Origin of the sequence: Microbacterium mangrovi (assembly GCF_000802305.1) — a bacterium.
GTDB lineage: Bacteria > Actinomycetota > Actinomycetes > Actinomycetales > Microbacteriaceae > Microbacterium > Microbacterium mangrovi.
The window spans coordinates 124,637-139,123 of the sequence record NZ_JTDK01000010.1; the positions used below are offsets into that span (position 1 = coordinate 124,637).

General features: G+C 72.5%; 8 protein-coding genes. 4 read left to right on the top strand and 4 right to left on the bottom strand.

Translation table 11 applies throughout. The features are described from left to right. Positions 1 to 42: 42 nt before the first annotated feature. Positions 43 to 1,329 (bottom strand): DUF349 domain-containing protein, encoded by a 1,287-nt coding sequence (locus LK09_RS11335; RefSeq protein ID WP_407939166.1) that lies wholly within the window; start codon positions 1,327 to 1,329, stop codon positions 43 to 45. 73 nt (positions 1,330 to 1,402) lie between these two features. Continuing rightward, a complete protein-coding gene (locus LK09_RS11340; protein ID WP_039399330.1) occupies positions 1,403 to 1,696 on the bottom strand; it encodes a hypothetical protein in 294 nt (97 codons plus the stop codon). A gap of 132 nt (positions 1,697 to 1,828) precedes the next feature. Here LK09_RS11340 and LK09_RS11345 point away from each other — a divergent pair, with 132 nt between their 5' ends. After that, complete coding sequence (locus LK09_RS11345) at positions 1,829 to 4,972, top strand: ATP-dependent helicase (protein ID WP_197061034.1); 3,144 nt, start codon at positions 1,829 to 1,831, stop codon at positions 4,970 to 4,972. Beyond that, on the top strand, positions 4,969 to 8,310 hold the full coding sequence (locus LK09_RS11350; RefSeq protein WP_039399332.1) for an ATP-dependent DNA helicase: 3,342 nt from the start codon (positions 4,969 to 4,971) through the stop codon (positions 8,308 to 8,310). The genes LK09_RS11345 and LK09_RS11350 overlap by 4 nt, the downstream gene beginning before the upstream one ends. A 20-nt stretch (positions 8,311 to 8,330) precedes the next feature. On the opposite strand, the gene LK09_RS11355 is transcribed toward LK09_RS11350, so the two are convergent. Then, entirely contained in the window at positions 8,331 to 9,554 is a 1,224-nt protein-coding gene (locus LK09_RS11355) for a phosphotransferase (RefSeq protein WP_082008209.1), read from the bottom strand. Positions 9,555 to 9,616: 62 nt separating this feature from the next. Between LK09_RS11355 and nudC the strand changes: the two genes are divergently transcribed. Next, positions 9,617 to 10,564 (top strand): NAD(+) diphosphatase, encoded by a 948-nt coding sequence (gene nudC / locus LK09_RS11360; protein ID WP_039399334.1) that lies wholly within the window; start codon positions 9,617 to 9,619, stop codon positions 10,562 to 10,564. After that, the gene (locus LK09_RS11365) at positions 10,561 to 12,324 is read left to right on the top strand and encodes an ATP-dependent helicase (RefSeq protein ID WP_039399726.1); all 1,764 of its coding nucleotides are present in this window, start codon (positions 10,561 to 10,563) and stop codon (positions 12,322 to 12,324) included. Before nudC ends, LK09_RS11365 begins: the two co-directional genes overlap by 4 nt. Positions 12,325 to 13,060: 736 nt before the next feature. Here the strand turns inward: LK09_RS11365 and LK09_RS11370 are convergent. Beyond that, on the bottom strand, positions 13,061 to 14,479 hold the full coding sequence (locus LK09_RS11370) for a zinc-dependent metalloprotease (protein ID WP_039399336.1): 1,419 nt from the start codon (positions 14,477 to 14,479) through the stop codon (positions 13,061 to 13,063). Positions 14,480 to 14,487: the final 8 nt, after the last annotated feature.

Genomic DNA, 14,487 nt, shown 5'->3' on the forward strand with positions numbered 1-14,487 from the left:
GGGTCGCCGGCGACAGCCGACGACCCTCTCCTGTGGATAAGCTCAGCCGCCCAGCGCGCGCAGCCAGGCGCGGCGCGCTTCGAGGGACTCCCGTGCTTCGGCGATCGCGCGGGCGTCGCCGGACGCCTCGGCGGCCGCGAGGTCCTCCTCGAGCTTGGCGATCGCATCGGTGAGCTGACGGGTCATGTCGTTGGCCCGGGCCTTGGTCTCGGGGTCGTTGCGCTTCCAGTCGGCATCCTCACGGGTGCGGACGTTCTGCTCGATGCGGCGCAGTTCGTCGTCGAGCGCGCGCTCCCGGTCGCGCGGGAAGATGCGGCCGATCTCGTCCCAGCGACGCTGGATACCGGTCAGCAGGGCGCGGGCCCGGCCGAGGTCGGGCTCATCGGTGATCGCCTTGGCCTCGTCGAGCAGTGCGCGCTTGGCGACGATCTTTTCCTGGGAGGCTTCGGCTTCGGCGCTCTCACGGGCCGAGCGCGCGCCGTAGAGTGCGTCACCGGCGGCCTTGAACCGCGCCCACAGCGCGTCATCCGCCTTCTTGCCGGCACGACCGGCAGACTTCCACTGGTCCAGCAGCTCGCGGTAGGTGCCGATGCCCTCTTCGCCCTTCGGCGCAAGAGCCTCCGCCTTCTCGATGAGGCGCGTCTTCTGGTCCCGGGCGGACTTGTGGGTCTCGTCGAGCTCCGCGTAGAACGCGCGGCGTTCTTTGTCGAGGGTCGCACGCGCGTCACGGAAGCGCTTCCACAGCTGCTGGGCGACGGACTTCGGCAGACGTGCGCCGGCCTGCTGCTGCGACTGCCACCGCTCGAACAGACTGTTGAGCTCGGCGGTGGTCTGCTTCCACTGGATCGACTGGGGATCCTGCGCGGCGAGGGCCTCGGCACGCTCGACGAGCGCCGTGCGGTCGACGATGGCCTCCTCGACCGCCGCGCGGGCGGCGGCGCTCTCGGCCTCGGATGCCTCGGCGAGAGCGCCGGAGAGTGCGTCGAGACGTGCCTCCAGGGCGGCCAGGTCACCCACGGCGGCGGCGCCGTCCACCTTGCCGCGCAACGACTTCGCGGCGCTGCGGAGGTCGGCCGCGGACGCACCGCCGCGACGGTGACGGGCTTCGAGGAGCGAGACCTCGCTGGCGAGGTCGTTGTACTTGCGCTCGAAGTAGGCCAGGGCCTCCTCCGGCGTCCCGTCCGGGTATTCGCCGACGACGCGCCAGGCCTCGCCCTCGCGGACCGACACGGTCCCGTCCGATTCGACACGGCCCCAGCCGGTCTCCGCGGCCACGGCGGCCTCGGTCTCGGTCGGGCTGACAGGAGTGGATTCTGCGTCGGCAGTCACGGGATGCACCTCATCGCGGCAGGAGCCTGTGGGGGAGGGGGACGGCCCCAGCCTAGTACGGATCCGGCCGGACTCAGCGGGTCGCGGACGTACTCGGACTCGGAGTCGACGGCGACGGGACGGCAGTCGGGGCGACCGACGTCGTCGGCTTCGGGCTCGCCGCCGGGGCGGGCTTGCCGGGGCCCGCGGCGAAGTACGCGAACTGACCTGCGAGGATGACGACCAGGAGGACGCCGCCGCCGATGCCCGCGACCACGTTGTCGCGGCGACGCCGGCGGACCCGGGCCGTGTGCAGCTCCTGGCGGGCCTGATACGCGCGGGCGCGGTCCCGCGCGATGCGCGCATCCTTGTTCCTGCCGGCCGCCACTGTGCCTCCCGAAATCCGTGGTCGCGTCGATCTTACGCAGTGCCCGCCGGAGTGCGCGAAACATGGACTCGTCCGTCCGGGCCGGCCGCGAACACCACCGATGTCGGACGGGCGCGCTAGCGTAACGTGACGATGGATACGAGAGCACGCGACGCCCTGCCGGGCGAGAGCCCGGTGCATCCGGACGCCGACCAGGCGGCGGTCCTCGCGCTCGCTCCCGGCGCGTCCGGCACCATCGCCGGCGCTCCCGGCTCGGGCAAGACCCGCACGCTCGTGGGCCGGATCGAAGCGCTCATCGCCCGCGGTGCGGACGCCGACGCGATCATCGCTCTGACGCCGAGCCGCGTGACGGCGACGGCCCTGCGCGATCGCATCTCGCTGGCGACCGGCGCAGCCACGCAGGGCGCACCGGCCCGTTCCCTCGTGTCGTTCGCCTTCCAGATCGTGCGCGCGGCGGCCGTGGGACGCGGCGCCGCCGCACCCCAGCTGCTGACCGGAGCGGATGAAGACCAGATCATCCAGGAGCTGCTGCTCGGAGACGCCGAGGACGAGGATGCCGGCCTCTCCCGGTGGCCTGCCCAGCTGGCCGCGCCGGTGCGGGCCACTGCCGGGTTCCGCGCCGAGGTGCGGGCGTTCTTCGCGGAGTGCACGGAGCAGGGGATCGGACCGAGCGAACTCGCGCGCCTCGGGTCGGCCGCGGATGTGCCGGAGTGGTCCGCCCTTGCGTCCTTCTTGTCCGAGTACACCGAGGTGCGGGCGGCGATGCGCGGCGCGCACCGCGACGCCGCGGGCCTGGTCCGTGAGGCGGTGCAGCTCCTGCGGTCGGCGCCGGACTCCGACCTCGGTGCCGTCGGGCGCATCCGGACCATCCTCGTCGATGACGCACAGGAGCTGACCCTCGGCGGCGTGCAGCTCGTCGAGGCCTGTCGCGAGCGGGGGATGGCCGTGCTCGCCTTCGGCGACCCGGACACGTCCACGGGGGCGTTCCGCGGCGCGCGACCCGAGAACTTCGCGCGCCTCGTGCGTGCCCTCGGCGACATCCACGTCCTCCGCGGGGCCCACCGGCTGGCGCCGGCCATCGGGGACGTCGTGCGCACCCTCACCCAGCACATCGGCGCCGCCGGAGTCGTCGCGCACCGGATCCCGCCCCGTGACCCCGCCGATCCGGACGAAACCCCGGCGGTCCGGTGCATCACGGTGTCGTCGGCCGCGGAGGAGTTCGACTACATCGCACGCGCCCTGCGCGAGCGCCACGTTCATGACGACGTCGAGTGGTCGCAATGCGCCGTGATCGCCCACGACACCCGTCAGGTGGCGGCGCTGCAGACCGAGCTGTCGGCGCGGGAGGTGCCGGCGCGGGCGACCGGAGCCGGCGCCGCACCGGCACAGGTGCGACCGGTGCGCGACCTGCTGACGGTCGTCGAACTCGCGTCGCGTGCGCCCGCAGACCGTGAGCCGGGGGAGCTGACCGATGCGCTTCTGGGCATCGTCGGCGGGCTCGACCCCATCCAGCTGCGCCGGCTCCGCACCGCACTGCGCCATGCCGAACTCGGTGCCGGCGGTTCGCGGTCGGCCCGCGAGCTGATGGCGTCCGCGTTCGCGCATCCCGTCGAGTTCGAGTTGCTGCGCACGCGGGAGGGCGCGCGGGCCGCCCGCCTGGCCAAGACACTCGCGACGCTTCGCGAGCAGCTGGGCGAGGAGGCATCCGCTCACGAACTCCTGTGGACCGCATGGCAGGGCGCGGGCGTCGCAGGTGCCTGGCAGCAGGCATCCCGGTCGGCCGGGCCCGTGGGTGTGCAGGCGGGCCGCGACCTCGACGCCGTGGTCGCCCTGTTCCAGTCCGCCAAGCGGTTCGGCGAGCGGCGCCCCGACGAGGACCCGCTCGTGTACGTGCGCGGGATGCTCGACAGCTCGGTCGCCGACGACAGGTTCGACACCAGTGCCTCCGTGCGCGGGGTCGCCGTGCTGACCCCCGCCCAGGCGGTCGGGTGCGAGTTCGACACGGTCGTGATCGCCGGCCTCCAGGACGGCGTGTGGCCGAACACCCGATTGCGCGGCGGTCTGCTGCAAGCGTGGCGGCTGGCGGAGACGCGTGCCGACCCGACCGGGACGGGCGCCGCGGTGATCGACCGGAGGCGGGAGGCGCTGCACGACGAGCTCCGGCTGCTCGTCCGCGCGGTGTCGCGTGCGTCGCACCGCGTTCTGGTCACGGCCGTCGACGACGACGACACGGGCCCGAGCCCCCTTTTCGAATTGCTGCCCGAGGCGGAACACGGCGAGGTGTCGCACCCGCTGTCGCTGCGCGGTCTGGTCGCCATGCACCGCCGCACGCTCACCACCGGCTCGGGCGAGCCCGAGCACGCCGCCGCGCAGCTTGCGCTCCTCGCCGACGCGCGGGTGGCGGGCGCAGATCCGGATGAGTGGTACGGCATCCTTCCGCCGACGACGCGGGCGAGCCTCCGCGACCTCGACGAAGAGGATGTCCGTGTGTCGCCGTCCAAGCTCGATCAGCTCGCGACCTGTCAGCTCGACTGGGTGATCCGCGACCTCGGAGCCGATCTCGGAGGCGTCACGGCGGGGGTCGGCATCCTGATCCACGAGGCCTTCGAGCACGCGTCCCTCGCGACTCAGCTGCCGGCGGAAGACGACCTGTGGCGACGCGTGGATGCCCGGTGGGGCGAACTGGAGTTCGACGCCGCCTGGGTGGGGCGCGCCGAGAAGACGCGGGCTCGCGACCTGGTGCACCGGCTCCACCGGTATCTGCGTGATTTCGCCGCGGCGGGCGGGACCGTGCTCGGTGCCGAATCGCAGTTCCAGGTGCCGGTCGCCCTCGCCGAGCCCGGGCATCCGCACGGTGCCGTGCTGAGCGGGACGATCGATCGCGTGGAGCTCACTCGCGACGGCCGCGTGGAGATCGTCGACCTCAAGACCGGTAAGTCCGAAGGGCAGACCGATGCCGCCGTCGCGGGCAACGCGCAGCTCGCGGCCTACCAGCTCGCCTACGACGCCGGTGCGATCCCCGGCGCCCCGCCGGGGGTCCCGGGCGGAGCGAAACTCCTCGTGGTGCGCCCGAAGGCGGCGACCAAGCCGTACGTCACGCCCCGCCAGCCCCCGTTCGACGAGCCGACCAAGGAGGCCTTCATCGCACGCGTCCGCGAGGCAGCCGACATCATGCGCGGCACCGAGTTCCTGGCACCCTACGAAGAGCACTGCCGGGCCGACCACAGCTACGGGATGTGCCGCATCCACACGGTGGGGGCGGTGAGTCGCGCATGACGGACGCCGTGTTGCCGCGGACGGCGCTGATCGCGCCGGAGGTCATCGCGGCCGCGCTCGGGCAGCCGTCCCCCACGTCGGAGCAGTCCGCCGTGATCGCGGCGCCGCTGGGCCCGGCCCTGGTGGTGGCCGGAGCCGGCAGCGGCAAGACCGAGACCATGGCCGGGCGGGTCGTCTGGCTCATCGCCAACCGGCTCGTGGAACGCGACGAGGTGCTCGGGCTGACCTTCACCCGCAAGGCGGCGGGGGAACTGGCGGAACGGCTGCAGAGGAGGCTCGCGCGCTGGAGCCAACTGGAGCGGCGCGGGCTCGTGCCGCACCTGGCCCGCCTCCACGACGAGGGCCGCCTCGCGGAGCTCGCCGAGGCCTCGGCATCCGAGGCCGAACGCGCCGCCGTGCTCGACCGGCTCGCCACAGCCGTCGAGGCGGAGCCCGCGGCGTCCGATCCCGATTCCCTCCTGCGTCGGCCGACCGTCATGACCTACAACAGCTTCGCGGACGGCATCGTGCGCGAGAACGCCGTGCGGATCGGTCGTGACGCCGAATCCGCGGTGCTGTCCGAGTCGGCGGCCTGGTTGCTCATGCGCCGGGTGGTCTTCGCGTCGGACGACCCGCGGCTCGAGGAACGGCCGAACGCCCTCAGCACGATCATCGACGCGGCGCTGCGGATCGCGCGCGACGGGGTCGACAACCTGTGCGACTTCGACGCGCTGGAACGGTTCCCGCTCGAATTCGCGCGGGTGCGCGAGATCCCCTCGACGTCCGCGCGCACGACGGTCTATGCGGACATCGCGCGGGGCGCCGACGCGGTGGACGGACTGATGGTCCTGACCGCCCTTGCCCGCGAATACGATGCGCACAAGCGCCGACTCGGTGTCATCGACTTCACCGATCAGGTCGCGGGCGCCATCGAGATCGTGCGCTCGCATCCCTCCGTCGCCGAGGAGATCCGCCAGCAGTATCGCGTCGTGCTCCTGGACGAATACCAGGACACCTCGGTGGTGCAGACCAGCCTGCTCGCCGCCTTGTTCGCCGATACCGCGGTGATGGCCGTCGGGGATCCGCATCAGGCGATCTACGGCTGGCGAGGGGCGAGCGCCGGGAACCTCGGCGACTTCGCCGGCGCATTCTGCGCCGACCCCGATGATTGCCGGCAGTACAGCCTGCTCACCAGCTGGCGCAACAGCAGGCTCGTTCTCACCGCGGCGAACGCCGTGCTCGCGCCCCTCGACCCGCCGGTCCCGGTCGGAGAGCTCCGCCCCCGGCCCGGTGCGGGGGACGGTGTCGTCGACATCGCGTCGTGCGCGGACCTCGACGAGGAGGCCGCCGCGGTGGCGGACTGGTTCGCGCACGTGCGCGCCGAGCGCGCATCGGCCGGACGCTCGACCACCGGTGCGGTGCTGTTCCGGAACAAGAAGCACATGGTCCGGTTCGGCGACGCCCTCGCGGCGCGGGGCGTGCCGCATCGGATCCTGGGTCTGGGCGGTCTGCTCTCCACGCCCGAGGTCGTCGACGTCGTGAGCGCGCTGCGGGTCATCAGCGATCCCTCGGCGGGGTCCGCCCTGATCCGCCTGCTGGCAGGCCCCCGGTGGGCGATCGGACTCGCCGACCTGCGCCAGCTCGAGAAGCTGTCGCGGCGCATCGCCGCGCACGACAGCACCGGGCGACAACTCGATCCGGACATCGCCGAGCGCGTCCGCACGTCCGCGGATGCCGACCGGGGCTCCCTCATCGACGCTCTCGACTTCATGCTGCGCCGCGACGACGCCCACGCCTGGCTGCGCGGCTTCACCGCGGCCGCCCGGGAACGGCTGCGGGACGCAGCGGCCGTCTTCGCAGCGCTGCGGCAGGCCGCCGGGCTTCCGATCGCCGATCTCGTGCGCCTGGTCGAGCAGGAGCTCCGCCTCGACATCGAGCTGGCCGCCAACGAAGCGCGTGGCCCGGCGCGCACGGCGGGGGCTCAGCTTCGCGCGTTCGTCGACGAGGTGCACGCCTTCCTCGCCGCCGACGATTCCGGTTCGCTGTCGAGCCTGCTCGCGTGGCTCGACCACGCCGAGCAGCTGGATGAGTTCGCCCCGCGCACCGAGCCCCCCGAAGACGACGTCGTCCAGCTGCTCACGATCCACGGCTCGAAGGGGCTCGAATGGGATGCCGTCGCGGTCGTGCGCATGGTCGAAGACGAGCTGCCCACCGGCGCCAAGGGCAAGAGCGGCTGGCTGTCGTTCGGCGTCCTGCCGACCGTGTTCCGCGGCGACTCGGCGTGGCTGCCCGAGTTCGCCTGGCGGGACGCCCAGACCCAGCAGGAACTGAAGGCCGCGCTCGACCGGTATCAGGAGGAGAATCGCGCCAAGCAGCTCGACGAGGAGCGACGACTCGCCTACGTCGCGGTCACGCGGGCGCGAGATCACCTCCTGCTGAGCGCCTCGCCGTGGTCGGGCACGACCCGGCCGCGGGCCACCAGCCGGTTCCTGCAGGAGGTCGCGGACGCCCTCGGGACCCCTCGGGAGGACGCGGAGACGGGCGAGAACCCGTACGACGGCGAGCGGCGCACCCTCACCTGGCCGCTGGACCCCCTGGGCGTGCGTCGCCCCGCGGTCGTCGCGGCGGCCGCCCGGGCGCAGGACGCGCTGACTGCGCCGCGCGTTTCCGCCGACGACGACCTCGCCCTCCTGCTCGCCGAGCGGGAGGCGCGCAAAGCGGCGGCATCCGGGTCCGCACCCGTGCGCATTCCGGCATCCCGCTACAAGGACTTCGTCACGGACTACGAGGGGACCATCGCCGCCATCGAGCGCCCGATGCCCGAGCGGCCGTACCGCGAGACTCGCCTGGGAACCCTCTTCCATGCGTGGGTGGAACAGCGATCCGGCATGGTCGGCTCCTCCGCCACCCTCGACGAGGCACTCTGGGAGCAGGACGACGAGCTGTTCGCACCCGAGAACGGAGTCGCCTCCCGGCCCGGCACGTCAGCCGAGGCGCGCACGGACACCGGCGGGGAGCACGACGCGCTGCGGCGACTCCAGGCGGCCTTCGAGAAGTCCGAGTGGGCTTCGCTCAAGCCCCTCGAAGTGGAGACCGAGATCGACTTCCGGTTCGAAGGCGTCGGCGGTGGCGCGCATGTGGCGATCTGCAAGCTCGACGCCGTCTACCGCCGCGGCGACCGGATCGAGATCGTGGACTGGAAGACCGGCGCACCGCCGTCGAGTGCGTCCGATCGCGAGGCGCGGCTCCTCCAGCTGCAGCTGTATCGACGGGCGTACCACGCCAAGCACGGCGTTCCGCTCGACCAGATCGACGTCGCGCTGTACTACGTCGCGCACGATCTCGTCATCCGGGACTGATCCGTCCGGGGCCGCGCGGCTCAGCGGTTGTCGGCCGCGCGCTCGTCGGCTTCGGAGGCGTCCTGACGGATCCATTCGCCCATGTCGACCGGGACCGTCGCGCCGCCGTCGGCCTGCTCGTCGAGCGCGATGGCACCGGTCTCGTCGAAAGAATCGGTCTGCTGATCGTGACCGCGGCCGGCGTCGGACTCCTCGAAGGCGCCGAGCTCGTCGGGGTCGTAGGCGTCGGTCTGCATCGACGTGTCCGCCGCCAGGCGCACCTCGGGCACGCGTCCGGCGCGAGCGAGCGCATCGTCGATCTCGATCGACTGGGTGCGCGTGAGGTCGTCGTCCTGCACGCTGTCGGCGAGGGCGGTGAGCAGACCGACCGCGTCGGCCACGATCTCGTCGCTTCCGATGTCGTCGCCGTGGACGAGCCACTTCGCGAACTCGAGCTCGGCGTACAGCCGGGCGCGGCCGTGGATGCCGGCATCCGGGGCACGCACGCTCGCCTGCGTGTACGCGTCGAAGACGTCCAGTGCGGCCGTGGGAGCCGACGACAGCCACTGCAGGTCGAGAGCGGGGTCGCCGACGGCCAGGCCGTGCCAATCGAGGATGCCGGTGACCCGCGGCTCCCCGTCGCTGTCCTCCAGCAGGAAAGCGTCGGACGACGCTCCGCCCAGGATGACGGTGGACTCGAAGCGCCACAGGTGGTCGGCAGCGGCGGCGTGACTCCAGCGCGACAGCAGGGACACCGGGATCCGATGCAGTGCGGCGACCCGATCGAGCAGGCGCGACACGGACTGGCGCACCTGCTCGGGCGACTGGACCGTGAGGCCGTCGCCGGAGACGACGGATGCGGGCAGGGCGTGCACCGCCGCGAGCGCCTGGCCGATCGCGGTGGCCACCCCCCGGCCGGCGGGGACCTCGGCGGCATCCACGCGGTATCCGGCGACGAAGTCGGTCACGGCCGCGAATCGGCCGTCGACCGTGGTCTCGCCGATCATTCGCGGGGCGGTCATCCGGAGCTGGCCGAGCACGCCCGGAGTCAGCGCCCGCAGCGCGACCGCTTGATCACGCAGCTCCTTCTCGGCGGTGTCGTCGGCAGGAACCCGCACGACCAGGAGGCGATCGTCGTCGAGACGCACGACGGCACTGTCGAACCGGCCGCCCGCGCCCTCCGTCAGCTCAGAGACCCCCACGACGACGGCCTCCGGAAGAGCCGATGTCACCGACGCGGCTAGAGTGAGAGGTGAGCGTGCCATGCCCCCAGGGTAGGTCGGGCGCGAACACCGAGCAGAGCGCCACGCCCGCGACGGAGGTTTCGATGACGGCACAGCAGAGCCCGCAGACGGAGGCGCAGCCCCGGTTCGATCGGGCCGCGCACGAGCGTTCTCGACCGGACCTGCTCGAAGAGGTGCTGGCGAACTCCTCGACGCAGGTTCTGGTGATCCACCGCGACGGCGCGCCGCTGGACGGGGACCGGCTGCACCTGCGCAGGCTCTCCGCACTGCCGCGACTCCCGCATGCACCGGAGTTCGCCTTCCTCGGCCGAGTCGGGGCGGCAGCGGTGGTCGCCGCCGTCTACCCGGTCGAAGCCGAGCTGGACTCGCTCGCCGACGGCGCCGCGTGGGCGACGGTGCGCACGCACGGAGCGACGCTCGACGCGTCCGACGCCGAATTGCTCGTGACAGCCGTCTCGCTGGGTGCGTGGCTGCTCGATTCGGCCTTCTGCCCGCGCTGCGGCGCACGGACGGAGGTCGTCCAGGCGGGGTGGGCGCGGCACTGCGGCAACTGCGGACGCGAGCACTTCCCGCGCACCGATCCGGCCGTCATCATGACCGTGACCAGTGCGGAGGACCCCGACCTGCTGCTGCTCGGATCGAACGCGCTGTGGGGTCCGCCGCGGTACTCGTGCTTCGCGGGATTCGTGGAGGCGGGCGAGTCGCTGGAGTCGGCGGTTCGCCGAGAGCTCGCCGAAGAAGCGGGCGTGGAGATCGTCGACGAGCACTACCGGTGGTCGCAGGCCTGGCCGTACCCCCGGTCGCTGATGCTGGGGTTCGAGGCGCGTGCGGCATCCGGCTCGGTCGCGCGACCCGACGGGGACGAAATCGTCGACGTGCGCTGGTTCACGCGACGCGAGATCGCCGACGCGCTCGAGCGCGGCACGACGTGGGATGCCTCCGAGCCGCCGGCCGATCCCGAGGCTCTGCAGCTGCCCGGCCCGGCCTCCATCGCCTACCGCCTCATCGCGGACTGGTGCCGACGCGGATGAGCGGGTCGGCACTGGACGGACTGGACGACGCCCAGCGGGAGGCCGCGTCTGCGCTGCGCGGGCCGGTGTGCGTGCTCGCGGGTGCCGGGACCGGCAAGACCCGGGTGATCACCCACCGCATCGCCCACGGGGTCGAAACCGGCGCGTACACGCCGAATCGCGTCATGGCGGTCACCTTCACGAGCAAGGCGGCGGGGGAGATGCGCGGACGGCTGCACCGTCTCGGCGTGCCGGGGGTGGCGGCCCGCACCTTCCACGCGGCGGCGCTGTCTCAGCTGAACTTCTTCTGGCCGACGGTGGCCAAGGACTCCGCCCCCGGCATCGTCGACAACAAGGTGAAGCTGCTCGCGCACGCCGCCGATTCCATCGGCCTGGACCTCGACCGCCCGACGCTGCGCGACGTGGCGGCCGACATCGAATGGCGCAAGGTCACGCTCCGATCTCTGGATGCGTACGCCCATGCGCGCCCCGGCGGCATCGGCGGCCTTCCCGTGGAACGCGTCGTGGCGCTGCAGCGCGCGTATGAAGCGCTGAAGGACGAGCGACGCCAGCTCGACTTCGAGGACGTGCTCCTCGCGTGCGCCGGCATGCTCGAGGCGGAGCCGCGCGTCGCGGCCGCGGTGCGCGAGCAGTACCGGCATTTCACGGTCGACGAGTACCAGGACGTCTCGCCGCTGCAGAACCGCCTGCTCGACCTGTGGCTCGGCGATCGCCGCGACCTCTGCGTGGTGGGCGACGCGAGCCAGACCATCTACTCGTTCACCGGCGCGGACGCCTCGTTCCTGCTCGACTTCGAACGGCGTCACCCGGATGCCCGCGTCGTGCGCCTGGAGCGCAGCTATCGATCGGCGCCGACCGTGCTGGCCGTCGCGAACGAGCTCATGCGCGGCCGCCCCGGTGCCCTCCGCCTGACGCCGGCCCGCCCACAGGCGGAGGAGGCGGTTCCGCCGCGTCCGTCCGTCACCGCGTACCTGGACGACGAGCTCGAGGCCCGCGGTGTGGCGCAGGCGGTCGCGACGCAGCTGAAGTCGGGAGCCGACCCCCGCCAGATCGCCGTGCTGTACCGTACGCACGCCCAGTCGCTGGCCCTCGTCGAGGCCCTGAGCGCCAAGCACGTCGCCACCACGGTGCTCGGCGGTCGCCGGTTCTTCGACATCCCGGAGGTCCGTCAGGCCGTGATGGCCATCCGTGCGGCGGCCGTCGCCCCGACGACCGGCTCGCTGGTGCTCAGCGTGCGCGACGTGCTGCGAGGGCTCGGTCTCACGGACGCCCCGCCGCCCGCCGGCGGGGCGCTGCGGGAGGCCTGGGAGGCGCGGGCCGCCCTCCTGAGGCTGGCGGAGGAGTCGCCGGAGGACATGACGCTGCGGGCATTCGGCGATGAGCTGCAGCGGCGTGCCAAGGATCAGCACGAGCCGACGGTGAGAACCGTCACGCTGGCGACCCTGCACGCGGCGAAGGGGCTCGAGTGGGACCACGTGCACCTCGTCGGAATGGCCGAGGGCCTTCTGCCGATCTCCTACGCGACGACTTTCGAGCAGGTCGACGAGGAGCGCCGCCTCGCGTACGTCGGCATCACGCGCGCCGCGCGGACGCTCTCCATGTCGTGGGCGCGAGGCGGCGGTCGGCAGGAGCGGCTGCCGTCGCGCTTTCTGCGAGAGATCGGCACGAGCACCGTGGATGAGGTGAACATGCGGCGATCGACCGCCGGTGTTCGTCGGCCTCCAGCGTCACCACCTGCACGTCGTTCGCCGGTGCGGTGAGCATGCGGGCGCAGGTGAGGGCCGCCTCGGCGACGAGCGCCGGGCCGGAGGTCGGCGCCGCGCACTGAACGAGCTGGGATGCCAGCGCCGGCCAGGCGGGATCGTCGCCGTGCACGTTCGTCTGCGCGCAGATCGCACAAGCGGTGACGCCGGGGCGGACGAGCGGACCGATGCGGATGGTCCGGCCGGCCATCACCACGGGGAGGTGCAGGATGTCGTCTCTCAGCAGCCGGCCGGCGACGACCGGATCGACGAGGAACGGCGACAGCACCACGACCACGTCGCCGCACCGACCCGGAAGCGCGGAGCCGTCCGCGGGCAATGGGCGATGGGCTGTTCCGATCGCGTCGAGGGTGCCGGTGAACGCGGCGGCGTCGGACGGCGCGATGGAGGCGGCGATCTCCAGGACGATGGACGGCGGCGGCGTCGTCGGCGGCGTGCTCGCAAGGGCGGGGCGCAGCCGCTCGAGGAAGAGCTCCGCCTCACCATCGGCCGCCCCGAAGGCGGCCGCGACGGGAATCCACGCCGCCTCGTCCAGTCCGCGCCCCAGCTCGGCGATCATGCGCTCCTGCCAGGGGAGCGGCGACTCGATCCGGGCCACCGCGGGGACGCCGAACTGCATCAGGTCGGGCGTCCGCCAGAGGGGAGGGGTTGCCGGGTCGAGTCGGAGCATCCTCCGATTGTGCGCGGTGCGCGCCGCCGCCGTGGAGTTATCCACAGCAGCGGCGGCGCGGCGTCAGACCGGCCGGGGACCCTCCGGGCTTTCCGGCTCCTCGCCGGGTTCTTCGCCGGATGACGCCCCGCCGCCCGACGCGCCGCCGCCCAGGGCGTCACGCAGCAGGGCGTCGATCGCCTCGTCCATCTCGTCGCGCAGCGGCGCGCCCTCGGCGTGCGCCCGCATGCGCGCGATGAGAGCCGCCGGATCGTCGATGTCCTCCGCCGTCGGCATCAGATCGGGGTAGTCCCACAGGGCGTCGCGGCCGGCGATGCCGACGGCGTCGGTGACCGCGCGCCACATCGCGGCGGCCTCACGGATGCGACGCGGTCGCAACTCGAGACCGACCAGGGTTCCCAGCGCATGCTCACCGGGTCCGCCGACGGCACGGCGGCGCCGCACCACCTCGGCGATCCGGTCGGACGACGGAATGCGCGCGGTCGCGTCGGCGGTCACCACGTCGACCCAGCCCTCGATGGTCGCCAGCAGGTTCTCGAGGCGCGCGAGGGCCGCGGTCTGGGACTCGGTGCGCTCGGGCAGGAGCGCGCCGTTCTCGATGGCCTCGCGGAATTCGTCGGGGGCGTTCGGATCGAATCGGCTCGCCATGTCCTCGATCGCGCCCATGTCGATCTCCACGCCGCGGGCGAAGTCGGTCACCTGGGCGATGACGTGGAGGCGAAGCCACTTCGCGTGCCGGAACAGACGCGCATGGGCGAGTTCGCGGGTCGCGAGGTACAGGTCGAGCTGGTCCTGGGGGATCTCGAGGTCGCGGCCGAAGTCGGCCGCGTTGAGGGGCAGGATCACCGCGCGTCCGGCCGGCATCACGGGGATGCCGACGTCGCCGCCGCTGAGCACCTCCTTGGAGAGCTCGCCGACGACGTGCCCGAGCTGACCCGCGAACAGCGAGCCGCCGATGGCGCGCATGATGCGGCCTGCGCCCTGCAGCATGTCGCGCATCTCTTCGGGCGCCTGCTCGCCGATCGCCCGGGTCAGGGCGTCCGCGATGCTCGTCGCGACGGGCTCTGCCAGTTCCTGCCAGACGGGCATGGTCGCCTCGACCCACGCACCGCGGGTGATCGTCTCGGGTGCGGTGGCCAGTTCGGAGATCGTGGTGGATTCGCTCAGCCACAGCGTCGCGAGCGTGAACGCCTGCTCGAACCCGCCGCGCTGGACGGACGACACGCTGCGGTCGCTCTGGTTCGCAAGGTGCAGTGCGGCCCGCTTGGCCGCCTGCCAGTCGATGCCCGATTCGTCGGTGTTACGCATCGTCTCCTGCAGCTGCCGCATGGCCGCCTGCATCATGGCCGGGTCGACGCCCATGCGCTTGAGCTCCTCGAGCTGCTCGGGATCGATCGTGCTCGGATCGAACGAGCCGCCGAACAGCTGCCGCAGCATGTCTTCGAATTCGCGGTCGTCTCCGCGGTCGTCTTCGTCGGCCACGTCTGCCG